Genomic DNA, 21,727 nt, shown 5'->3' on the forward strand with positions numbered 1-21,727 from the left:
GTCTAGTAGTGATCCTGATGGTCACGAAATACTGTAAGCGACCATTGATACTTAATCGCCCCCAAGCGCATGACTAATGTTGCTGACATACCTGCCGCAAGGGCAATAAGCGGTTGAAATGGCACTAATAAAACGTAAACCGTCGCGCCAACCAGACAAGTGGTAGCGTAAAGCTCACCTTTGAGAACCATAGGTATATCGCGTGCCAAAACATCACGAAGCATGCCGCCAAAACACGCCGATATCGTGCCCATAATGACGGCAATAAAAGGCGAGAACCCAGCCGTCAGTGTTTTTTCCGCGCCCATAGCGGCGAAGAAGGCGAGACCGAAAGCATCGGCTATTTGTAGTGTTGTCATGGGTATGTAGGCTTTGAACCTCAACCATACAATCGTCAATAGCGCCGCCGTTAAAATGGTGTACAGATAGACTTCATCGTGCGTCCAGAAAACCGGCAAGCCGAGTATAAGGTCCCGGATGGTACCGCCGCCAATAGCGGTTGCGGAGGCGAGAACGATGACGCCGAAGCCGTCCATTTTCTTACGAAACGCTAATAATGTGCCAGCTATCGCAAAAACAGCGACACCAGCCTGATCTGTCCAGTAGAATATATGTTCCATGTGCGGTATAAAAGATCAAAATGTTAAGGCTTAGTTTGTCATTAACTTTTGATGATGCCCAGTACAAATTATGCCGCCTCATAACAGTACAGCTAAGGATTAGCGCCAATGAGTGTTACCCAGTGCACTACAAAGCATGCAGTTGATGAACTGGTAGAATCATATCAGCGAGTGCCTATGCTCATTATAGCGACGCACCCGAACCGCGACCGTATTGGTGAACGAGCAGCTTTGCTCGATTTGCATTTGTCCGGAACCGACTATTTAAGTCGCGTAAAACCCGAGTTCGCCAAAAATGGTCATGCGGGGCGAGCGTTGCTTGACGAATATGTGAGTCGCTCCCCCATTATTTTTGAATCCACCGATAATGGCGGCATTAAATTGCGAGCACACAGTACAAAAACAGTGCTCACTATAGCCGGACGACGCCCTCAGGATGAGTACTTGATAAGTGAGGACGAGCTCGACAATGGCGTTGTGCTAGGACTTAATCACCGCATTGTATTGTTGCTCAAGTGTCTTCCATTAAAAGATACGACGGTCGACGATAACCATACACTAATGGGGCTAAGCGCAGACATCCAGGCAATACGACAACGGGTTTCGCATCTAGCGACCCTGTCTGTTCCTGTGATTATTCGAGGGGCCATTGGCGTTGGTAAGCAGCAAGCGGCGCATGCTATTCATAAAGCACAGTTTGGTGATGACAAGCCCTTTATTTCCGTAAATTTAGCCGCAATTCACGATGCGGTCGCTGAAATCGAATTATTTGGGGTCGTCCGAAACGGTAAGCATCAGGCGGGTTATTTTGAACAAGCTGCCGGTGGAACGATTGTATTGGAGGATATTGAGGATGCCTCCGATAATATCCACAAATTGTTGAACAGGGCTTTGCAGAGCCAAAGTGTCATGCCGAAAGATGGCGCACACGCATTACCTATTGAATGCCGTATTATTATAACCAGTCATCAGGAGAGCAGCGCCGTCGATGAATCGTCTATGGTTTCAATGCTGTTTGAAAAGCTGGCCCCCTATCAGTTGTTTATGCCACCTTTAGTGCAGCGCAGAGAAGATATTGGCCTACTCTTTAACGCGTTTGTGCGTGAACAATGGTGCAAACTCTATCCGGAAACAACAGACCAATTTGTCATACCGGGCGAATTGATGAAGCAACTTATGACCTTCACCTGGCCGGGCAATGTGCGTCAGCTTAGAAATGTCGCAAGGCAGGTGGTTATAGACAGCCGAAATCAAGAACAAATGTATTTAGATCCTCAGTTATTGTCCTTATTGAAACCGCCGTCCTCTAAAGTGGGCCCGGCCGAGCCAGAGTCTAAACAACGTCGCCCCAACAGTGTGAGTCGGGGGGAATTAATCGGCGCACTTGAGAGCTGCCGCTTCGAGCTTCAAGCCGTTGCTAAAAGACTGAACATATCCCGGGCGTCTGTTTATCAGCTAATCCAGCGTTTTGATGGTCTTCATACAGCGCAGGATCTCAGTGAGTCGGATATTAAAGATTGTTACGCGAAACATCGGGGCGACACCGAAGCAATGATGTGGGAATTACGGGTCTCGCAGATAGGCTTGAGACGCCGTTTAAAAAGCTTAGGTTATGACATTTGATTCTACTGAGAGTGGAAGAACTTTCTGTTAAGATACATTGTCTGTAAATTGCGAATTGTATTTTGGTTCCTGTGTCCCCATATCTTCGGGGAAGCAACTAAAACGAATAATAATTTAACCATTAATTTGAGGGAAACTTATGGACTTTTTTATTAGCCCGGCATATGCCCAGGAAGCTGGTGGACAAAGCGGTGGCGGTATGGAACTCATTTTCATGCTGGTCATGTTCGCGTTGATTTTCTATTTCATGATTTACCGCCCACAAGCGAAACGCGTGAAAAAACATAAAGAACTGATGGGCTCTTTAAGTAAAGGTGATGAAGTACTGACTCAAGGCGGGTTAGTTGGAAAAATCACTAAAGTAAGCGATGAAAAAGATTTTCTTGTTATCGCATTAACTGACGAGTTAGAAGTGACCATTCAAAAAGGTGCTGTGACTTCTGTTCTTCCTAAAGGAACCATGAAATCACTGTAAAGTGATTAAAGAAATAATCAGGGGCACGACGTGTTAAATAAATACCCGTTGTGGAAAAACCTGCTGATTATCTTTGTTGTATTAGTGGCAGCGCTTTATGCGCTGCCAAATATTTATGGCGAAGACCCAGCAGTGCAAATTTCCGCAGACAGAAACGCAACGATTGATGCAAGCACGATGGATCGCGTGCGCAATGCGCTTGACAGTGTTGATATAGAGCCGAAAAGCGTATCATTAGAGAATGAACAACTGTTGGTTCGTTTGAACTCAGACAACGAGCAGTTAAAGGCCAGAGAGACTATTCTCGACAGCCTGGGCGACAATTACATTGTCGCGCTTAACCTGGCACCAGCAACGCCGGAATGGTTAAAAAGTTTAGGTGCACAACCTATGAAGCTGGGTCTGGATCTGCGAGGTGGTGTTCACTTCTTAATGGAAATCGATATGGGCGAAGCAATGTCCAAAATTATCGATGGCATGAAAGACACCGTTAGAGCCGAGCTGCGCGAAGAACGCATTCGATACAGTGCTGTCCGTGTGGATGGTACTGCGGTCGAGATCGAACTTCGAAATGACGAAGCGTTTCAAGAGGCTGCGCAATACTTAGATAACCGTTATCAGGGTTATGTGTTGGCCGAAAATGAAGAGACTCGCACTTTGCGCTTGGAAATGACCGAGCAGAAAATTGCGGAGACACGCGACTACGCGGTTGATCAGAACATCACTATCATGCGCAACCGTGTGAATGAATTGGGTGTTGCGGAGCCGGTCATTCAGCGTCAGGGCTCTAACCGTATTGTGGTTGAATTACCCGGCGTACAAGACACTGCTCGCGCTAAGGAAATTCTGGGCGCAACAGCGACGTTGGAATTCCGTATGGTCGACAGCGAAAATGATGTCCGTGACGCCATGAACGGCCGAGTCCCGTTTGGCAGTGAACTCTTACCTATGCGCGATGGCCCTCAGCAGCTGCTGAAAGAAGACGTTATTTTAACGGGGGACCACATCGTTAACGCTGGGGTTGGCTACGACGAATATAACCGTCCACAGGTAAATATCACGCTAGACGGCGTTGGTGGTAACAAAATGTCGTTGGCAACAAAAGATAATGTCGGTAAACCAATGGCAACCGTCTTTATCGAATACGAAGCGACGGATGAACGTGATGAAGAAGGTAACTTACAATTCACCAAAAGTGCTGAAGTTATCAACGTTGCAACGATACAGTCGCGTCTGGGCAGTAATTTCCGCATTACCGGCGTAGGGGCGCAAGAAGCACAAAACCTTGCGCTGTTATTGCGCGCCGGTGCGTTGATTGCGCCAATTCAAATTGTTGAAGAACGCACGGTTGGTCCAAGCCTCGGCCAGCAAAATATCGATTCAGGTACACAGGCTATTTTCTGGGGCTTCGTTTTAGTTCTGGCGTTTATGGTTGTGTACTACAAGAAGTTTGGTCTAGTCGCTAATGCGGCGTTGGCAACCAACTTAATTTTAATTATTGGTGTCATGTCGATGATACCAGGCGCAACACTAACCTTGCCGGGTATGGCGGGTATTGTTCTGACCGTTGGTATGGCAGTCGATGCAAACGTGCTTATTTTTGAGCGTATACGCGAAGAAATAAAAGACAAGCGCAGTCCGCAGCAAGCTATTCATCATGGTTATGACAGCGCGTTATCAACCATTGCCGACGCCAACGTCACCACATTAATTGCCGCGCTTATTCTGTTTGCTATTGGTAATGGGCCTATTAAAGGCTTCGCTATTACTCTGGCAATCGGCATTATTACATCCATGTTCACCGCTATTGTCGGTACGCGTGCCATTGTTAACTCCGTTTGGGGTGGCAAGCGCTTATCGAAGCTGTCGATATAAGGGAGGTACAGGAAAATGATGAATTCAGAAGAACGACTTCCCTTCATGCGCTTCCGGGGTATTGCCGGAATTATCAGTGCATTATTGGTTATTGCCTCTATCGTGTCGTTGTCGGTTAACAAGCTGAACTTTGGTCTCGATTTTACGGGCGGTACGTTGTTAGAAATAGGCTTTCAGGAGCCGGCTGATCTGAACCGAGTACGCAGTTCTTTAGAAAGTGAAGGTTTTGGAGACGCCGTTGTTCAAAACTACGGGACTCAGGAAGATATTTTGATTCGCCTTGAGCCTCGTACTGATGTTAAAGCTGAAGAGCTAGGCTCGAATATCCTTGAAGCACTGCGTGCAGAGTTCGATAAAACAGTTGAAATGCGCCGTATTGAATTTGTCGGTCCCAATGTGGGTGACGAGTTCATTGAGCAGGGTGGCCTGGCTATGCTTACTGCTCTCATTTGTATATTGCTCTATATTGCAATGCGTTTTGAGTGGCGCTTGGCCGTCGGTGCAGTAGCCGCATTGGCACATGACGTGATACTAACGTTGGGGCTATTCTCTTTCTTGCAATTAGAGTTCGACTTAACGGTACTGGCTGCTCTTTTAGCCGTAATCGGTTACTCCATTAACGATACCGTTGTGGTGTGTGACCGAATTCGGGAAACGTTCCGTAAGTTCGCTAAGCTGACTCCGTTGCAAACGGTTAACCGAGCACTGACGGATACATTAAGCCGTACTTTAGTCACGTCAATTACCACTATTTTGGTGTTATTGACCTTGTTCTTCTTAGGCGGCCCGTTAATTCACGGTTTCGCAACGGCACTGTTATTTGGTGTGGTTATTGGTACTTACTCGTCGATTTATATTGCGAGTACCGTCGCGTTAGCCTTTGGTGTAAGCCGAGAAGACTTAATGCCGCCGGAAGTTGAAAAAGAAGGTGCAGATCAGGACCCTCTTCAATAAGAGGGTTCTGAGTTATCATTACAGGAGATAAGAGCATGTTAGCCGTTGTTTCACCTGCTAAAAATCTAGACTATGAAAGTGACTTACCGAAGTTAGACGTCACCCAGCCAAGAATGCTGGACCAGGCAGAGGCCTTGGTTAAAGTCTGTCGCAAACTCAGTCCGCAAGATTTAGGGTCGCTCATGAAAATTAGCGACAAGCTAGCGGGCTTAAATGCGGCGCGATTTGAAGAGTGGCAACGGCCGTTCACAGAAGATAATGCTCGCCCGGCAATGTACGCGTTTAACGGCGATGTATATGCTGGGTTAGATGCCGATACGTTAGACGCTTCTGCCGTGAAAAACGCTCAGCGGCACCTGCGTATCTTGTCAGGTTTGTATGGTGTTTTAAGACCTCTTGATTTAATGCAGCCTTACCGATTAGAAATGGGTACCAAGTTGCAAACCGAGAACGGCAAAAACCTTTACGAATTCTGGGGTGAGTCAATAACTGAACAGTTAAATCAGGACTTGGAAGCTATCGGCAGCTCAATGTTAGTTAACTTGGCGTCGAATGAGTATTTCTCTGCGGTAAAACCGAAAGCCCTTAATGCCGACATTATAACGCCGGTGTTTAAAGATGAAAAAAATGGCCAATATAAAGTCATTAGTTTTTACGCTAAAAAAGCAAGAGGCATGATGGCGCGCTTTATAGTGAACCAAACGCCACAATCTGTGTCTGATCTTAAAGAGTTTGACGCGGCTGGGTACAGCTACAACGGCGACCTGTCAAAAGGTAATGAGCTGGTATTCTGTCGGGCAGAGCAAAAATAAAGGAGCCCTGAATGAGTGACGACAAAGTAGAAAATTCTCCGGCAACGGAAGACGCTAGCCGGAAAACAACTTGGGCCGTTGTTATTGTCATTGTGGTTGCGGTCATAGCTGCTGTTGTTTGGTGGTGGTTACCATCAGAAAAGCCGCAGCAGCAAGAAAAAGTGAAGGTAGAGCAATCGACCTCAACTGAAGTGGAAACCGAGCCTTATCAGCCTGAAGAGCCCGAAGAAGAACCTGAGCCTTTACCTGAGCCGGTAGAGCCTGAACCGGTTAAACAAACCGAAGAAGCCCCCGAGCCTGAACAAATAGCACTGCCGGAGCTGAACAACAGTACGCCAACGGTTTTACAGGAACTGGACTCAAGCGATATTAACATTCGTCCGCTGAAAAGCTCTCAGCTTATCCGTGACGCAGTTGTACTAGCCGACAACATCAGTAACGGCAGTATCGTCCGAGACCGTACTATTGTGCAGCGTCCTGATGGCCGTTTTAGCGTGATAGAAGTGGATGGCGAGCTATATATTGACGAAAGTTCTTACCGTCGCTATGACGCTTTGGTCGACTGGTTTGTCAGTCTCGATGCTTACGCGTTAGCCGACAACTACGAGCTGTTTAAACCTTTAGTTCAGGAAGCCTACGCGGAAATTGGCTACCCAGATTCAGACTTTGATAGCACCTTAATTGAAGCGATTGATGTGCTGTTGTCAACGCCAGTACCTGAAGGTTTGGTGGAAGTAAAAGCCGACAGTGTTATGTATACCTACGCTGATGATGCTTATGAAGCGTTACCGGCTGCACAGAAGCAATTACTGCGCATGGGACCAGACAACATTGAGCGTATTAAACAGAAATTAAGAGAAATACAGAAGGCATTGCAGTAATTTATGAAAAATAACGATCAGCTTCCTGAGTTTGTGAAAGGCGAATTTCCGGTGAGAGACAACCGTTTCTTGCGCTGGGTTGGTCGCGTTGGAATGCGTCTCATGGGAGGCTGGAAAATTAACGGCAGTATGCCTGCGGTAAAAAAGGCTATTCTGCCGGTCGCACCGCATACGTCAAATTGGGATTTTCCGGTTGGCGCATTTGTTATGTTGGCGATGGGTCTAAAACTGAATTACTTAGGTAAGAACAGCTTGTTCCGGTTTCCTATCAAAACGCTGATGACCAAGTTAGGCGGTATTCCGGTTGATAGAAGTGCTGCGAACGGTGTGGTTGGTAGTATGGTTGAGCAGTTTCGCAGTAAAGATGAGCTCATTTTGGTCATTACTCCAGAAGGCACGCGCAAAAAGGTGACCGAATGGAAGAAAGGTTTTTTGCACATGGCGAAGCAGGCAAAAGTGCCGGTCATACCGGTCGCTTTCGATTTTGCCCGTAAAGCCATCGATATAGGCCCGGCACTTATGATCACCGACGAAATCGAAAAAGAATTGCTTCGTGTGAAGTCATTTTTTGCACATGCGCAGGGCAAACGGAGTGAAGCATCGTGCTGAGAAGTTTGGCTGCTGTCATTATGTGTTTTCTTGCACTGGCCGCAATGCCGGCTAAGGCGGGCGACTTTTGGCAGCAGCAATGGACCGTTCCCGGCGAAGCTGAAAGTAATAATTTAATTATTCGGCCTATACGGGAGTCTGATAAAGCGCGCTTTTTTCACTCTTACATGACGTCACAAAAATGGTTATATAAGAAACTCGGCTGGGCTTGGCCTTCTGAGAAGAGTACGCTGGAACAAAACAGTACAATGGTGGACTACCACCTGGAACAAGCCGAACAAAAGACCGCGTTCACTTATGTGGTACTGGATAAATCCGACAATTCTATTATTGGTGCGGTTTATATGGTGCCTGTGGCGTCGGAACGTCAGGAAAACAGTGGTATTTCAAAAAGCGCCTATAACGCAGAAGTTAGCTGGTGGTTGTTAGAAAGTGCTGTCGATAATAACCTCCATAACGATCTCTTCGCTTTACTAACGCGTTGGCTTGGGGAAAGCTGGCCGTGGCGGCAGGTTATGTTTCCTGTCTCTGAAAATAACGCAACAGCTCTGCAACTGTTAGAAAGCAGTAAAGCACGCTACATCGGCAGAAACCTCGATACACGGGAAAAGTATTTCTCTTACGCAATTTCACGCAAATAATTCCTCTTTGTGCTATGATCGCGCGCAATTTGCGATTTAGTACTAACGACAGGTCAATTAAGGAAAACTTATGCAGGTAATTGAAGGCGGTATTAATGCGGCTGGCAAAAAATTTGCCATTATCGTATCTCGCTTCAACCATTTCGTTGTTGAAAGTTTACTGGACGGTGCGGTTCAAACATTGAAGCACTATGGCGAAGTAGCAGACGACGACATCACTGTGGTACGTGTTCCTGGTGCTTACGAAATTCCGGTTACCGCAAAGCGTTTAGCCCAATCTGGGAAATACGATGCAATTATTGCTGTCGGTGCGGTCATTCGTGGTGGCACGCCTCACTTTGAATTTGTTGCTGGTGAATGCAATAGCGGGCTAGGTCGTGTTGCAACCGAATTTGGGCTGCCTGTCGCTTTTGGGGTTATTACCACAGACTCACTGGAGCAAGCGATTGAACGAAGCGGTTCTAAAGCGGGTAATAAAGGCTCTGAAGCTGCATTAAGCGCACTCGAAATGGTTAACGTACTGGATAAGATCTGAAGATGAAACCTGCAGCAAGAAGAAAAGCACGAAAATTAGCGGTACAGGCTATTTACTCCTGGCAGTTATCGCAAAACAGCTTCAGCGATATTGAAGCACAGTTCTTGACGGACACCGACACCAGTAAAGTGGATGTTGACTACTTTCTTGAGCTGGTACGTGGCGTTGGCGGTCAGTACCGTTCGCTTGATGAGTCTCTGAAGCCCTTTTTGGCGCGTCCAATAAACGAGCTTGATCCTATTGAGTTGGCGGTTCTGCGTATAGCGGCTTACGAGCTAAGTGAGCGCATGGATGTTCCTTACAAAGTGGCTATTAACGAAGCTATTGAACTTGCTAAGTCATTTGGGGCTGATGAGAGCCACCGTTTTGTCAATGGTGTATTAGACAAGGCAGTCGATACGTTGAGACCCGCACGAAAATAGTTATGCCTCAAGACGAGTTTTCTCTCATTAACGACTATTTCGCAAATCGCTCCGCTTGTCGGAGCGATGTTGCAATTGGCATTGGTGACGATGGCGCAGTGGTGAAACCTTTGCCTGAGCATGACCTTGTTGTCGTGACTGATACGTTAGTTGAGGGCGTGCATTTTGATAAAACCACACCACCAAGAGCCATTGGACACAAAGCGGTCGCCGTTAACTTAAGCGATTTAGCCGCTATGGGCGCCCAACCCAGCTGGATAAGCCTCGCACTCACTTGCCCTAATACTGACAACGACTGGCTAGCAGAATTCAGCAGTGGACTTGACGAAATTTGTCGTTATTACGATTGTCAGCTTATTGGCGGAGACACCACCAAAGGTCCGCTAACGGTCACCGTAACAGCCCATGGCCAGCTGCCAACCGGAACCGCCATAAGCCGAAGCGGTGCCAAACCCGGAGATTGGGTTTATGTGAGTGGCTCATTAGGTGATGCAGGGTTAGGCTTAAAAGTAACACAGAATAAAGTCAGCACCACTGGTCGCCACTTACAGCATGTCATCGAGCGGCTACACTACCCGACGCCAAGAGTTGCAATGGGGCAAGTATTGCGAGGGGTAGCAACGTCGTGCATTGATGTGTCGGATGGTTTGGTGGCAGACTTAGGGCACCTGCTAAAACAGGCTCAGGTCTCTGCGCAAATTGAGTTAGAAAAGTTGCCACTATCACTAGCGCTTACGGAAACCCTGGAAGCCAATGAGGCATTAGCGATGGCGCTAACCGCCGGTGATGACTATGAACTTTGTTTTACCTTGCCGGAAGAGCACCGCGGGCGCATGGAAACGCTGACATCACACTTAAAGACCAAGCCAGTCTGTATTGGCAGAATCGTCAAAGGTGCTGAAGCGAAAATTGACATGCACTATGAAGGCGAGCCGTGGGAGCTTCCCGGGGGCTATAAGAGCTTTAATCACTTTGCTACAGGCGAACGGGTCAGAGAAGGCGAGTAAGTTATGCCGAAACTAAACTGGTTTAATCCAATACACTGGCTCTCTCTGGGATTTGGCACTGGGTTAGCCCCAAAAGCACCCGGCACCTTCGGCACCTTAGTCGGCATCCCCTTTGTTTATCTGACTACCCAGCTCACATGGCAATGGCAAATTGGCGTCTTATTAATGGCGACCATTATTGGTGTTTTCCTATGCCAATACACAGCCAAAGCCATGGGTGAACATGACCATCCTTCCATTGTATGGGATGAAATAGTCGGCTACGGCTTCGCCATGTTCGCTTTACCCTTCGAAGCCGTTTGGCTCATCGCCGCCTTCATTCTATTCCGCCTATTCGATATCTGGAAACCCGGCCCCATCGGCTGGTCCGACAAAAAACTCACTGGCGGCACCGGTATCATGATGGACGACGTCATAGCCGGCATCCTAACCACCGCCATCTTGCATGGCGTAGCCCTGATAGTTTAGAGAAATAGCTCTTTCGGAAGCGCTGAGGTTACAGAACATCCTTTTGAGGACGCCCGTAAATACATCCCTGTAGGGCTTGGGCAGCGCCTTCCATGGCGCTGCACACCTCAATAGGATGTCCCGGAACCTTTGAGTGCGCTCCCTTCGATCTATTTCTCTAAATTATCAGGCCTAGATGTATGCAAGAAGGGGAGGTTGAGCACTTGTAAGCGTTAAGAGTATAGAGCCTCCTCTGGCGGAGTGTCGGAGGCCATGGATGGCCTTCGTCAAGTGTTCATGGATGAACTTGTAGCGTCTCCGCCAGAGGAGGCTCTGTGCTCAAGCGAAGCAAGTGAGCAACCTCCCCCTCGGCGCTCGCGTTTCCGCGATCTAGAAAAAGCGGGCTTTGACTTGGGCTTCGATGCCTTTGGCGTCTAGGTTGAGCTCTGCGCGGATTTCGGCTTGGGAGCCGTGTTTGATGAACTCATCGGGGAGTCCGAGTTGCAGGACAGCAATAGGCAAGCCTTTATCGGCAAGATGCTCGAGCACAGCACTGCCGGCGCCACCCGCGGTCACGTTTTCTTCAACGGTGACTAAACTGTCGTGTTTGGCAACCGCGTCTTCAATGGCTTTGGTGTCCAAAGGCTTAACGAAACGCATATCAACAACGCTTGCGTTTAATGCTTCTGCGGCTTGCATTACCTCTGGTAACAGTGTGCCAAAGTTCAAAAAGGCTATTTTTTCACCGTCACGGACGGTTCTGGCTTTACCGATTTTTAATGGTTCAGGGTCTCTCAGTTCGAGTCCAACACCGGCGCCTCTGGGATAGCGAACAGAGGCTGGGCCTTTATACTCATAGCCGGTCGTCAGCATATCCAGACACTCTTGCTCGTCACTGGGGGTCATTATGACCATATTCGGTATGCAGCGCATGTAGCTAATGTCGAAAGCCCCCTGGTGGGTTGGGCCGTCGGCACCAACAATACCCGCTCGATCGATAGCGAATAATACATCTAAATTCTGTAATGCTACGTCGTGAATGAGCTGATCGTAACCACGCTGTAAGAATGTGGAGTATATGGCGACAACGGGCTTCATGCCGGCAATGGCTAAACCAGCAGCGTAAGTGACGCTGTGCTGCTCAGCGATGGCAACATCAAAGTATTGCTCAGGGTACGCCTGGGAAAACTCAACCATGCCTGAGCCTTCACGCATGGCTGGGGTTATTGCCATAAGGGAGTTGTCACTTTGTGCAGTGCTACACAGCCACTGACCAAAAATATCGGAGTAATTTGGAACGCCCGGCGCCTTTTGCGGCAGCTCTGATGACTTAGGATCAAACTTAGGCACGCCGTGGTAACCAATAGGGTCTTTTTCTGCGGGCTTATAGCCTTTGCCTTTTTGCGTCACTATATGAAGTAACTGAGGACCTTTCAGGTCTTTCATGTTACGTAGGGTGTCGACCAGCGCATTAACATCGTGACCGTCAATGGGCCCTATGTAGTTGAAACCGAGCTCTTCAAAAATGGTCCCCGGCGCCATCATGCCTTTCATATGCTCTTCGGCACGGCTCGCGAAATGACGAATATGAGGCAGCGGACTCAGCAGTTTCTTGCCACTCTCCCGCAGCGACGTATAAAAACGGCCTGACAATAAGCGAGCAAAATGATGGTTTAAAGCACCGACGTTCTCCGAAATCGACATATCATTGTCGTTCAGAATAACCAGCATATCCGGTTTTATGTCACCTGCGTGATTCATGGCTTCAAAGGCCATACCGGCAGTCATAGCGCCGTCACCGATAATGGAAACCACTTTCTGTTCACGCTTTTGACGCTGTGCGGCCACAGCTAGCCCTAGTGCGGCGGATATCGATGTACTCGAGTGGCCAACAGAAAGCACGTCATAGTCGCTTTCTTCACGCCATGGGAAGGGGTGTAACCCGTCCTTTTGGCGAATGCTGTGCAGCTGATCTTTGCGACCTGTCAGAATCTTGTGCGGGTACGCCTGATGACCAACATCCCAAACCAGCTTATCATTTGGCGTGTGGTACACGTAGTGCAAGGCAACAGTGAGCTCCACGGTACCTAAACCTGACGCCAGGTGCCCGCTGCTTTGACTCACGGAGGTCAGCAGAAACTGACGAACTTCAGCGCATAGGTCAGTGAGTTGATTGGGTGACAGTTCACGCAAATCAGCCGGAGAGTTAATTTTATCGAGTAACGGGTAATTTTGTATCATTCGCTCAGTGATCCCGCTTCAGCAGGACATCAGAAAATTGTTCGAGTTTTGCCGTATTGTAAGGGATATCGGCGAGTGACAGTAGTGCTTTCTCATGTAACGAGTTTAAGTATTGCTGAGCCCCGCCGACACCTAATAGTTGAACGTACGTTGATTTATCGGCTGCCGTGTCTGACCCTTGGGGCTTACCAAGCAACTCAGTATTGCTTATAACGTCGAGAATATCATCCTGCACTTGAAATGCGAGCCCCAAATGGGCCGCAAAGGCTTTAAAATGCGGTTGCCACTTTTGGGCTTTTTCTTCACCACAAAGTACGCCTATTATCGCAGCGGCTTCAATTAACGCCCCCGTTTTATGCTTGTGCATGTGCTCCAGCTCGGTCTCATTGACATGCTGGCCTGTGGCTTGTAAGTCAATTGCCTGACCGGCGCACATACCCGCACTACCGCTGGCACGAGCCAATGCGTTTACCATAGACAACTGGCGGTCTGCATTCAACCCACCTAGCGGGGATTCTGACAACAATTCAAAGGCGAGTGTCTGCAGAGCGTCACCGGCTAAAATAGCGGTCGCCTCATCAAAGGCTATGTGGCAGGTGGGTTGACCGCGCCTTAGATCGTCATTGTCCATCGCTGGTAAATCATCGTGAATCAGCGAATACGCATGAATGAGCTCAATCGCCGCTGCAGCGGCTAAAGCGGCATGCTTATCGCCGTGACAAATATCGGCAATCGTCATTAATAAATACGGGCGCACGCGTTTCCCACCCAGCAACACACCGTGCTCCATAGCGCGGGTTAATGGTTCATTAATTGAGTGGCGAGACAGCTGTTTTTGTAAAAACGTGTCGACTTGCTCGCGCACTTCAGCCGTTAATGCATTAATGCTCACATGACTTCTCCGTCATCACTTTCAGAAGAGCCTTCCTGAGCAGCCATGAGGGTTGTGACTTTTTGCTCGGCCTGTTGCAGTTGTTGTTGGCTGGTACGAGCTAATTGAATGGCTTTTTCGAACTTTTCCAGCGATTTCTCAAGTGGCAGTTCGCCATGCTCCAGTTCATTAACCAATGACTCTAGCTCTTCTAACGCCTGCTCAAATGAAGGGGCTTTTTGTTGTTCTGACATAGTGCTTCTTGCGCAATTGTTGTGTGTTAGGGCTAATTATCCGATAAAGAATCCCGAATGTCAGCCGATGATCTCATTATTCCTGTGTAACATAACAAGAAGATGCTTGTCAGAGCAGCGCTATTGTTTAAGAATGGAGCGTAGCTGAATGGCAAAAAGTGAATTGGGGAGGAGCACTGAGTGGATATAGCAACGCTCGTTGGGATAATCGGCGCCATTGGCTTCGTTGTCATGGCAATGGTTTTGGGTGGCGATATCAGTTTGTTTATGGATACACGATCGGTATTCATTGTTTTTGGTGGCTCCCTTTTTATTACACTCGCCAACTTCTCCCTGAGCCAGTTCCTGGGAACCGGTAAGGTCCTTGTAAAAGCCTTCTTTTTCAAAATCGAGCACCCGCAAGAACTTATCGATACGGCGGTTGAAATGGCGGACGCCGCGCGTAAAGGTGGATTTTTGGCGTTGGAAGAGGCGGAAATTCCCAACAAGTTTTTTCGTAAAGGTGTCGACATGCTGGTCGATGGTCACGACGCAGAAGTCGTAAGAACAACGCTGTCGAAAGACATAAAAATGAGTTTTGCGCGCCATGAAGAAGGCGCTCGTGTTTTCAAAATTCTGAGCGATGTCGCACCGGCCATGGGTATGATAGGTACGCTTATTGGCTTGGTGGCTATGCTGTCTAATATGGATGACCCTAAAGCCATTGGCCCGGCCATGGCGGTTGCCTTGTTGACGACACTTTACGGTGCGTTTTTGGCTAACGTTATCGCCATTCCAATCGCTAACAAACTGATGTTGCGTGCCGAGCAGGAAAAACTGAATCAGCAGTTGGTTCTTGATGCCATACTCGGTATACAAGACGGGCAAAACCCACGTGTCATTGAAGGTATTTTGCGTAACTACCTGGCTGAATCAAAGCGCGTTGGTGACGGTGACGAGGAAGAGTAAGAATGGCCTCTGAGACAGTAAGAGACGAAGAAGAAGAGTGCGACTGCCCGCCCATCGGCTTGCCGATGTGGATGGCAACATTCGCCGACTTGATGACGCTGTTGATGTGTTTCTTCGTTTTGCTGTTGGCGTTCTCCGAAATGGACGTGCTGAAGTTTAAACAGATAGCCGGTTCGATGAAGTACGCCCTGGGCGTGCAAAATAAAATTGAAGTGAAAGACATACCCAAAGGAACCAGTGTTATCGCTCAGGAATTTCGGCCTGGTCGGCCTGAGCCAACCCCAATAGAAACCATTCAGCAGCAAACCGTTGAAATGACTCAACAAATGCTCGAGTTTCAGGAAGGACAGTCCGACTTTGCCGGCGGTCAGCAAACCGAGCGTGGCGGTCAGGAAGCCGATAGTAAAGAAGACGAAAAACAGGCTGAGTCTGAAAATACTGAAGCCATGACTCAGGTTTCACAAGAGCTCATGCGCCGTATTGAACAACAGCTCGAGAACGAAATAAAAGCCGGTACTATTGAGCTGGAACAGCACGGTCAGCAAATTATTATTCGCATTCGTGAACAAGGCTCATTCCCGGAAGGCTCGGCTTTCTTACAGCCGCAATTCCGCCCAATTATTCAGCAAGTCGCGACAGCACTTAAAGAGATTCCGGGCGAAATTACGATTTCCGGACACAGTGACAATGAGCAAGTTGTGTCAGAGATTTACTCTTCACGCTGGGATCTCTCCAGCAAACGAGCGGTGGCTGTCGCTGAGGAAATGCTAAAAGTCGATGACTTCAGTGAAGACCGCATGGTGGTTATGGGGTATTCAGACACCAAACCGTTGGTTCCAAATAACTCTGAAGAGAATCGTCGCCGTAACCGTCGGGTTGAAATATCGGTGATGCAGGGTAAAGCGGCCGAGTCTGAGCAACAGCTTGACGTCATAGACTAAGCGCTGGTTTCTGGCGCTTAGGACACGTATAATTGCCGACTTTCTCACAAAGCCAAATGATATTGCTATGAAGTTTGTTGTCCGCCTGCACGCCGAAATCACCATTAAAAGCGCATCGGTCCGAAAACGCCACGGTAAGGTGTTAACCAATAATTTGCGCAAAATTTTGGCACCGATACATTCATCCATTTATGTTAAGTGGCTGTGGGACCGTATTGAGGTGGCAGCGGAGACCGATAGCAACGACGCGCGCGACGCGATACGCGAGGCACTGAGACATACTCCGGGAATTTCCTGGTTTGCGGAAGTTATTGAGCAGCCATTAACGACCTTTGACGATATTGCTGAACTCGTCGGTGAGCACTGGAATCGTCGCCTGCAAGGCAAGAGTTTTGCGGTGCGAGTCAAACGTCAGGGCAAACACGAATTTAATTCTCAGCAACTTGAACGCTACATCGGTGGCTATCTTTTAAAGCATTCAGAAAACGCTCGTGTGCAATTAACCCGGCCGGATGAAGAAGTACAACTGCAGATTACCAATCAAGTGGTGCATCTTATTGGTGAACGCATTGATGGTATTGGCGGTTTTCCCATTCCGACTCAGGAGACGGTGTTGTCACTGCTCAGTGGTGGGTTTGACTCCGGCGTTGCCAGCTATGAGTTTATTCGTCGTGGGGCCCGTACTCATTTCTGCTTTTTCAACTTAGGTGGCGACGCTCACGAAGTGGCGGTGCGTCAAATTGCTTATTTCCTTTGGAAAAAATACAGCTCATCACATCCTATTAAGTTTATCAGTGTCGACTTTGCGCCCATCGTTGATGACATTCTGACGAATGTTGATAATGGCCAAATGGGGGTTGTGCTTAAGCGTCAAATGCTTCGGGCGGCATCAAAAGTTGCTCATTATGTTAAAGCACAGGCGCTGGTCACTGGTGAAGCAATGGGTCAAGTCTCCAGCCAAACACTGTCTAATCTGCGAGTGATTGATCAGGCGACACCGGCCTTAGTATTGCGTCCGCTTATCACCAAAGACAAACAAGAAATTGTCGACGAGGCGAAGAAAATAGGCACTGAACCGTTAGCGAAATCGATTCCTGAGTACTGTGGAGTCATTTCTAATAAACCGACAGTGAAAGCCTTGCCTGACGTTATCGAGGCGGAAGAAGCAAAACTGAACCCGGAGCTTTTAGATCAGGTTGTGCGCGCATCCAATGTATTGAGTATGCAGGACATTGCAGAACAAACTGAAAATGAATTGCAAATGCCGGATACAACAGCGGAACTCAGCAAGCAGAGTGTCATCATAGATATTCGTAACGATGATGAAATTGAAGCGGCACCTTTGAGTGTCAGTGCGGATATCATCGAAATTCCATTTTTCAAATTGGCGTCTAAGTTTCCTGAATTAGACCAGAGTCGCGATTATTTGCTCTATTGTGACCAGGGAATTATGAGTCGTATGCAGGCGTTGCTATTGCACGAAAATGGCTTTAACAACGTATCTGTTTATAAGCCTGATTAAAGAGACGTATTTATGCTGGCACGATTGCTGTTTTTTCTTCTGTTGAGTATCGCGACGGTTCTGTTTTTGTGGCAATTCCCAAACACCGGCGCGCAGAGTATTCCTTACCTGGATAAGCTCGTGCATTTTGGAATATTCTTCGTGTTGGCGATGACTTTTCACCGAGCCTTCTCATTGTCAGCGAAGTTGTCTTTATTGTTTTTGGCCTGCTATGGCTTGGCCATTGAGATTGCACAAAGTTATGCACCTGGACGCGGTGCCGATGTCTATGACTGGATAGCTGACGCCTGTGGCGTTATTGCTTACTTTGCTCTCCATCATATACGAAAAAAGTCGCGCTCTTAACGCGACTTTTTCGGTTTTTTTGGCTTAGCCGATTTTTTCCCTTTTGTCTCTTTCTTTGCCTTCTTCTTCGGCTTAGATTTCTTCGTCGACGGGAATTTGTACTGAGGGCGCAGCCCTTCAATAACACGTCTATCGAGTTGAGCATCTAAGTAACGCTCAATCCGGCCTAGCAACAATGCATCATGCGCTTCGACTAATGAAATAGCCGTACCCTTTTGCCCACCGCGAGCCGTTCGGCCAATACGGTGCACATACACATCGGCCTGTTTGGGTAAGTCGTAATTAACAACTAACGAGATATCATCAATATCTAACCCACGCGCGGCCACGTCAGTAGCAACCAGCGTAATGTCCTGATTCTCTTTCAGTGTATCAATAATTTGCTGGCGCTCATTCTGAGGCATGTCGCCTCTTAGCGTGACAATCTTGCGCGTATCAGTAAATTCACTGCGCAAGAAGTTAGCGACTATTTCCACCCGCTCACGAGTGCGAACAAAGACAAACTGACGACCTTTAAAGTCCTTTAGGGATGAGATTAAAAGTTTACGCTTGTGCTCATCGGTGTCAGCCAAATGAATCCACTGAACAATTTTACCGCGTTCGCGCTTGGGTGGTTGCACGTCGATGTATTCGGGCTCATTTAAAAGCTCTTTGGAGAATTTAATAACCCCAGAGCTGCCCAGTGTTGCAGAGAACAACAGTGACTGCTGTCTGTGTCGGGCCTGCAACGCCATTTCTTTTACTGAAGCGGCAAAGCCCATATCCAACATTCTGTCAGCTTCATCAATGACCAGCCACTCAACACTTTCTAAGTTGTACTGTTCGGCCTCCAGTAAATCCATCAAGCGGCCAGGCGTTGCGACCAACAGATCGTGACTTTTTTCTAGTTGAGACAACTGGCTTCCATAGTTAATGCCGCCGGTGACCACCACCGACGACAAACCGGTAGCCTCAGAGAACAGCGACGCTTGTTGGTGAATCTGTTCAGCCAACTCACGCGTCGGCGCCAACACCAAAATCCGGGCCGGGCCTGGTTGTTTGCGAGGGAAGTCCAATAAGTGCTGCAGCGCCGGCAATAAAAACGCTAAGGTTTTACCGGTGCCTGTTGGCGCACTCACTAACAAGTCTCGGCCGTCGAGCGCTTGTGGAATACTTAACTGTTGAACTTTCGCCGGTTTGTTTAAATCGGCTGCTTTGAGAACGCCAATTAAGCGATCATCCAGTTCTAACTCTTCCCAGTCTGGGACCATTGTTTTTCCTCTTTAAAACAAATTAACGCAACAGCAGCAGAGCTGAGTTGGTTGTTTGTAAAATGCTAGTGGTCGTGCTGCCCACCAAGAACTGGCGAATGCGCGAATGACCATAGGCCCCCATCACCAGCACATCAATATTGTGTTCATTCTGGTAGGCGTGCAGAGTTGATTCAATCTCTCCTGAGCGCACTTCAAAGCGCACGTCGTGACCCAGTTCCCGTAAATGGTTAGCCGCTGACTCTATTGCCGCATGGTTGTCGTTAGTGTCGGCGCCAACCATGACCAAGTGTAAAGGCAGACCTTTAAAAATCGGGCTTTCAGCAAGTAAGCGTATGCCTTTGCGTGACGAATCGCTGCCATCGTATGCCAACATAACACTTTTCGGTTCGGTGAATTCTTCAGGTGCCACCAAAATAGGGCGACGCATGGTTCTTACCACGGTTTCCAACTGGCTGCCTATGCGATTAGTGCGGGTCGTGTCTTCACCATGTAAGCCCATGACCAGCAAGCGCATAGAGTCTTCAATTTCGTGCAACGATTCGGCTAAGTCACCATGACGCTGTCGCAGGTGTACTTGCTCCACACCGTCTTCCTGAGCGCGTATTTTGGCGCTTTCCAGCATGTGGTGTCCTTGCTCAAGCGCTAATTTACTGCGCTGTTGGTCGAGTTCAGCCAGCTGTTCCAGTAAGGCTTCGCGACTGCCCAAGCCAATATTGCCCGTCATATCCGTTTCGGTCGGGTAGCGCGCTTCATCCAATACGTGGAACAGCGTTAATGGGGTATCTAAACGCAGTGCCGCCCAGCTGGCGTAGTCACAAACTGACTGTGTCGAGGCAGAACCGTCAATACAAGCAACAACATGTTTCATCATCGAATTCCTTTTTAGTGACCGCCCATTAATTTATCAACCGCTTCGGGTTTGTCGTGAACACCAAACCGATCGACAATCGTAGCGCTGGCTTCGTTAAGTCCAACCACTTCAACATCCGCACCTTCACGGCGAAACTTCACTACTGCACGGTCAAGTGCTTCAACGGCGGTAATATCCCAGAAATGGGCATTGCTCACGTCAATAACAACCCGTTCAACACCTTCTTTAAAGTCAAATGCGGCGAGAAACTTCTCAGACGAGCTAAAGAACACCTGGCCGACAACGCGGTATGTGCGTTTAATGCCATCCGCATCAACATCCGATTTAATATACAGATAATGCCCGATTTTGTTGGCAAAGAACATGGCAGCCAACAGCACGCCGACTAGAACGCCTAATGCCAAGTTGTGTGTTGCGACAACAACCGCAACGGTACTCACCATAACGATATTGGTCGACAGTGGGTGTTTCCTCAAGTCTCGAATAGAGCTCCAGCTAAAGGTACCAATAGAGACCATGATCATCACTGCAACCAACGCTGCCATGGGTATTTGTACCAAAATATTATCCAGCACTAAGACCATAATCAGCAGAAAAATACCCGCAACCAAGGTGGATAGGCGCGTACGACCACCCGATTTCACATTAATAATCGACTGGCCAATCATGGCACAACCTGCCATGCCGCCGAGTAAACCCGAGCCGATATTGGCAATGCCCTGACCTTTACATTCGCGGTTTTTATCGCTGGAGGTATCGGTTAAGTCATCAACAATGGTTGCCGTCATCAGTGACTCAAGAATACCGACAACCGCCAATGCCGCAGAATAAGGGAAAATAATGGCTAAGGTTTCGAAGTTTAACGGAACGTCAGGCCATAAGAATATCGGCAGAGCGTCCGGCAATTCGCCCATATCACCAACGGTGCGAATGTCTAAGCCTAAGAACACGGCAACAATGGTTAAAGAAACAATACAAACCAATGGAGACGGTAAAATTTTTCCGATAACCGGAATGTAAGGGAATCCGTAAATAATTGCCAAGCCAGCCGCCGTCATCGCATACACATGCCAGGTGACATTGGTCAGCTCAGGTAACTGAGCCATAAATATCAAAATAGCCAAAGCATTCACAAAGCCTGTCACCACCGAGCGTGAGACAAAGCGCATGAGGTCCCCTAACTTGAGATAGCCCGCAATTATTTGCAGCACACCGGTCAATAGGGTGGCAGCTAGCAGGTATTCAAGCCCGTGGTCTTTGACCAGGGTGACCATTAGCAGTGCCATAGCACCGGTTGCGGCAGATATCATGCCCGGGCGCCCACCCGTAAAAGCGATAACCACAGCAATACAGAAAGAAGCGTATAAGCCTATTTTTGGATCAACGCCGGCAATGATGGAGAATGCGATGGCTTCAGGAATTAGCGCTAGAGCAACGACAATACCTGAGAGCAAATCACCACGTATATTAGAAAACCAGTTCTGCTGGATAGACTTCAACATAGTTAAATGACACCAAATTTTAAATAACACATATAAAAGCGGCCGGAATGGCCAGAAAAGCAGTGAACAGCCTACTGC

At 48.1% G+C, this 21,727-nt stretch carries 23 protein-coding genes; 16 read left to right on the forward strand and 7 right to left on the reverse strand.

Going from position 1 to position 21,727, the window contains the following annotated elements:
• Positions 1-2: 2 nt before the first annotated feature.
• Positions 3-620 (reverse strand): trimeric intracellular cation channel family protein, encoded by a 618-nt coding sequence (locus CWC33_RS07900; protein WP_100691495.1) that lies wholly within the window; start codon positions 618-620, stop codon positions 3-5.
• A gap of 108 nt (positions 621-728) precedes the next feature.
• Between CWC33_RS07900 and CWC33_RS07905 the strand changes: the two genes are divergently transcribed.
• From CWC33_RS07905 to CWC33_RS07960, 12 genes are all read left to right on the forward strand, one after another.
• The gene (locus CWC33_RS07905) at positions 729-2,243 is read left to right on the forward strand and encodes a sigma-54-dependent transcriptional regulator (RefSeq protein ID WP_100691496.1); all 1,515 of its coding nucleotides are present in this window, start codon (positions 729-731) and stop codon (positions 2,241-2,243) included.
• A 139-nt stretch (positions 2,244-2,382) separates the two neighbouring features.
• Positions 2,383-2,718 carry a preprotein translocase subunit YajC gene (gene yajC, locus CWC33_RS07910; protein WP_088767508.1) on the forward strand — a complete coding sequence of 112 codons (336 nt, stop codon included), beginning with the start codon at positions 2,383-2,385 and terminating at the stop codon, positions 2,716-2,718.
• A gap of 30 nt (positions 2,719-2,748) precedes the next feature.
• A complete protein-coding gene (gene secD, locus CWC33_RS07915; RefSeq protein ID WP_100691497.1) occupies positions 2,749-4,593 on the forward strand; it encodes a protein translocase subunit SecD in 1,845 nt (614 codons plus the stop codon).
• Positions 4,594-4,608: 15 nt separating this feature from the next.
• Complete coding sequence (secF, locus tag CWC33_RS07920; RefSeq protein WP_100691498.1) at positions 4,609-5,547, forward strand: protein translocase subunit SecF; 939 nt, start codon at positions 4,609-4,611, stop codon at positions 5,545-5,547.
• Between the two features lie 35 nt (positions 5,548-5,582).
• Positions 5,583-6,359, forward strand: a complete 777-nt coding sequence (gene yaaA / locus CWC33_RS07925; protein ID WP_100691499.1) for a peroxide stress protein YaaA — start codon at positions 5,583-5,585, stop codon at positions 6,357-6,359.
• Between the two features lie 11 nt (positions 6,360-6,370).
• Positions 6,371-7,240, forward strand: a complete 870-nt coding sequence (locus CWC33_RS07930) for a DUF3014 domain-containing protein (RefSeq protein ID WP_100691500.1) — start codon at positions 6,371-6,373, stop codon at positions 7,238-7,240.
• Positions 7,241-7,243: 3 nt separating this feature from the next.
• Entirely contained in the window at positions 7,244-7,849 is a 606-nt protein-coding gene (locus CWC33_RS07935) for a lysophospholipid acyltransferase family protein (RefSeq protein WP_100691501.1), read from the forward strand.
• Positions 7,843-8,490 carry a GNAT family N-acetyltransferase gene (locus CWC33_RS07940; protein ID WP_232709774.1) on the forward strand — a complete coding sequence of 216 codons (648 nt, stop codon included), beginning with the start codon at positions 7,843-7,845 and terminating at the stop codon, positions 8,488-8,490. Before CWC33_RS07935 ends, CWC33_RS07940 begins: the two co-directional genes overlap by 7 nt.
• A 70-nt stretch (positions 8,491-8,560) precedes the next feature.
• Complete coding sequence (gene ribH / locus CWC33_RS07945; RefSeq protein ID WP_053953707.1) at positions 8,561-9,025, forward strand: 6,7-dimethyl-8-ribityllumazine synthase; 465 nt, start codon at positions 8,561-8,563, stop codon at positions 9,023-9,025.
• A gap of 2 nt (positions 9,026-9,027) precedes the next feature.
• A complete protein-coding gene (nusB, locus tag CWC33_RS07950) occupies positions 9,028-9,447 on the forward strand; it encodes a transcription antitermination factor NusB (RefSeq protein ID WP_100691502.1) in 420 nt (139 codons plus the stop codon).
• A 2-nt stretch (positions 9,448-9,449) separates the two neighbouring features.
• Positions 9,450-10,454 (forward strand): thiamine-phosphate kinase, encoded by a 1,005-nt coding sequence (gene thiL / locus CWC33_RS07955; RefSeq protein ID WP_100691503.1) that lies wholly within the window; start codon positions 9,450-9,452, stop codon positions 10,452-10,454.
• Between the two features lie 3 nt (positions 10,455-10,457).
• Positions 10,458-10,922: a phosphatidylglycerophosphatase A family protein gene (locus CWC33_RS07960; RefSeq protein ID WP_100691504.1), complete on the forward strand. Its 465-nt coding sequence runs from the start codon at positions 10,458-10,460 to the stop codon at positions 10,920-10,922.
• A gap of 369 nt (positions 10,923-11,291) precedes the next feature.
• On the opposite strand, the gene dxs is transcribed toward CWC33_RS07960, so the two are convergent.
• The 3 genes from dxs to CWC33_RS07975 are packed head-to-tail and all read right to left on the reverse strand — an operon-like array spanning position 11,292 to position 14,267.
• Positions 11,292-13,142 carry a 1-deoxy-D-xylulose-5-phosphate synthase gene (gene dxs / locus CWC33_RS07965; protein ID WP_100691505.1) on the reverse strand — a complete coding sequence of 617 codons (1,851 nt, stop codon included), beginning with the start codon at positions 13,140-13,142 and terminating at the stop codon, positions 11,292-11,294.
• A gap of 4 nt (positions 13,143-13,146) precedes the next feature.
• Positions 13,147-14,034: a farnesyl diphosphate synthase gene (locus CWC33_RS07970; protein WP_100691506.1), complete on the reverse strand. Its 888-nt coding sequence runs from the start codon at positions 14,032-14,034 to the stop codon at positions 13,147-13,149.
• Complete coding sequence (locus tag CWC33_RS07975; protein ID WP_088767519.1) at positions 14,031-14,267, reverse strand: exodeoxyribonuclease VII small subunit; 237 nt, start codon at positions 14,265-14,267, stop codon at positions 14,031-14,033. The genes CWC33_RS07970 and CWC33_RS07975 overlap by 4 nt, the downstream gene beginning before the upstream one ends.
• A 180-nt stretch (positions 14,268-14,447) precedes the next feature.
• Between CWC33_RS07975 and pomA the strand changes: the two genes are divergently transcribed.
• The 4 genes from pomA to CWC33_RS07995 all read left to right on the forward strand — a co-directional run bounded on the left by pomA (position 14,448) and on the right by CWC33_RS07995 (position 18,023).
• Positions 14,448-15,215 (forward strand): flagellar motor protein PomA, encoded by a 768-nt coding sequence (pomA, locus tag CWC33_RS07980; RefSeq protein ID WP_100691507.1) that lies wholly within the window; start codon positions 14,448-14,450, stop codon positions 15,213-15,215.
• A gap of 2 nt (positions 15,216-15,217) precedes the next feature.
• Positions 15,218-16,156, forward strand: coding sequence for a flagellar motor protein MotB (locus CWC33_RS07985; protein WP_100691508.1), 939 nt, complete (start codon positions 15,218-15,220; stop codon positions 16,154-16,156).
• Between the two features lie 67 nt (positions 16,157-16,223).
• Positions 16,224-17,678, forward strand: a complete 1,455-nt coding sequence (gene thiI, locus CWC33_RS07990) for a tRNA uracil 4-sulfurtransferase ThiI (protein WP_088767522.1) — start codon at positions 16,224-16,226, stop codon at positions 17,676-17,678.
• A gap of 12 nt (positions 17,679-17,690) precedes the next feature.
• Positions 17,691-18,023: a VanZ family protein gene (locus tag CWC33_RS07995; protein WP_100691509.1), complete on the forward strand. Its 333-nt coding sequence runs from the start codon at positions 17,691-17,693 to the stop codon at positions 18,021-18,023.
• Here CWC33_RS07995 and srmB read toward each other — a convergent pair.
• The 3 genes from srmB to CWC33_RS08010 are packed head-to-tail and all read right to left on the reverse strand — an operon-like array spanning position 18,020 to position 21,649.
• Entirely contained in the window at positions 18,020-19,273 is a 1,254-nt protein-coding gene (gene srmB / locus CWC33_RS08000) for an ATP-dependent RNA helicase SrmB (RefSeq protein WP_100691510.1), read from the reverse strand. The genes CWC33_RS07995 and srmB overlap by 4 nt on opposite strands.
• A 22-nt stretch (positions 19,274-19,295) precedes the next feature.
• On the reverse strand, positions 19,296-20,147 hold the full coding sequence (locus tag CWC33_RS08005) for a universal stress protein (protein ID WP_442906125.1): 852 nt from the start codon (positions 20,145-20,147) through the stop codon (positions 19,296-19,298).
• A gap of 11 nt (positions 20,148-20,158) precedes the next feature.
• Complete coding sequence (locus tag CWC33_RS08010; protein WP_100691512.1) at positions 20,159-21,649, reverse strand: SulP family inorganic anion transporter; 1,491 nt, start codon at positions 21,647-21,649, stop codon at positions 20,159-20,161.
• Positions 21,650-21,727: the final 78 nt, after the last annotated feature.

It is taken from the genome of Idiomarina sp. X4 (assembly GCF_002808045.1).
GTDB lineage: Bacteria > Pseudomonadota > Gammaproteobacteria > Enterobacterales > Alteromonadaceae > Idiomarina.

Bases quoted from the DNA above. Each gene is read 5' to 3' on its own strand.
- CWC33_RS08010 (WP_100691512.1), bottom strand. From the start codon at position 21,649: ATGTTGAAGTCTATCCAGCAGAACTGGTTTTCTAATATACGTGGTGAT.
- ribH (WP_053953707.1), top strand. From the start codon at position 8,561: ATGCAGGTAATTGAAGGCGGTATTAATGCGGCTGGCAAAAAATTTGCC.
- dxs (WP_100691505.1), bottom strand. From the start codon at position 13,142: ATGATACAAAATTACCCGTTACTCGATAAAATTAACTCTCCGGCTGAT.
- CWC33_RS08005 (WP_442906125.1), bottom strand. From the start codon at position 20,147: ATGATGAAACATGTTGTTGCTTGTATTGACGGTTCTGCCTCGACACAG.
- nusB (WP_100691502.1), top strand. From the start codon at position 9,028: ATGAAACCTGCAGCAAGAAGAAAAGCACGAAAATTAGCGGTACAGGCT.
- CWC33_RS07905 (WP_100691496.1), top strand. From the start codon at position 729: ATGAGTGTTACCCAGTGCACTACAAAGCATGCAGTTGATGAACTGGTA.
- thiL (WP_100691503.1), top strand. From the start codon at position 9,450: ATGCCTCAAGACGAGTTTTCTCTCATTAACGACTATTTCGCAAATCGC.
- secF (WP_100691498.1), top strand. From the start codon at position 4,609: ATGATGAATTCAGAAGAACGACTTCCCTTCATGCGCTTCCGGGGTATT.
- CWC33_RS07900 (WP_100691495.1), bottom strand. From the start codon at position 620: ATGGAACATATATTCTACTGGACAGATCAGGCTGGTGTCGCTGTTTTT.
- yaaA (WP_100691499.1), top strand. From the start codon at position 5,583: ATGTTAGCCGTTGTTTCACCTGCTAAAAATCTAGACTATGAAAGTGAC.
- thiI (WP_088767522.1), top strand. From the start codon at position 16,224: ATGAAGTTTGTTGTCCGCCTGCACGCCGAAATCACCATTAAAAGCGCA.
- CWC33_RS07995 (WP_100691509.1), top strand. From the start codon at position 17,691: ATGCTGGCACGATTGCTGTTTTTTCTTCTGTTGAGTATCGCGACGGTT.
- CWC33_RS07930 (WP_100691500.1), top strand. From the start codon at position 6,371: ATGAGTGACGACAAAGTAGAAAATTCTCCGGCAACGGAAGACGCTAGC.
- yajC (WP_088767508.1), top strand. From the start codon at position 2,383: ATGGACTTTTTTATTAGCCCGGCATATGCCCAGGAAGCTGGTGGACAA.
- CWC33_RS07935 (WP_100691501.1), top strand. From the start codon at position 7,244: ATGAAAAATAACGATCAGCTTCCTGAGTTTGTGAAAGGCGAATTTCCG.
- srmB (WP_100691510.1), bottom strand. From the start codon at position 19,273: ATGGTCCCAGACTGGGAAGAGTTAGAACTGGATGATCGCTTAATTGGC.
- CWC33_RS07985 (WP_100691508.1), top strand. From the start codon at position 15,218: ATGGCCTCTGAGACAGTAAGAGACGAAGAAGAAGAGTGCGACTGCCCG.
- CWC33_RS07975 (WP_088767519.1), bottom strand. From the start codon at position 14,267: ATGTCAGAACAACAAAAAGCCCCTTCATTTGAGCAGGCGTTAGAAGAG.
- CWC33_RS07960 (WP_100691504.1), top strand. From the start codon at position 10,458: ATGCCGAAACTAAACTGGTTTAATCCAATACACTGGCTCTCTCTGGGA.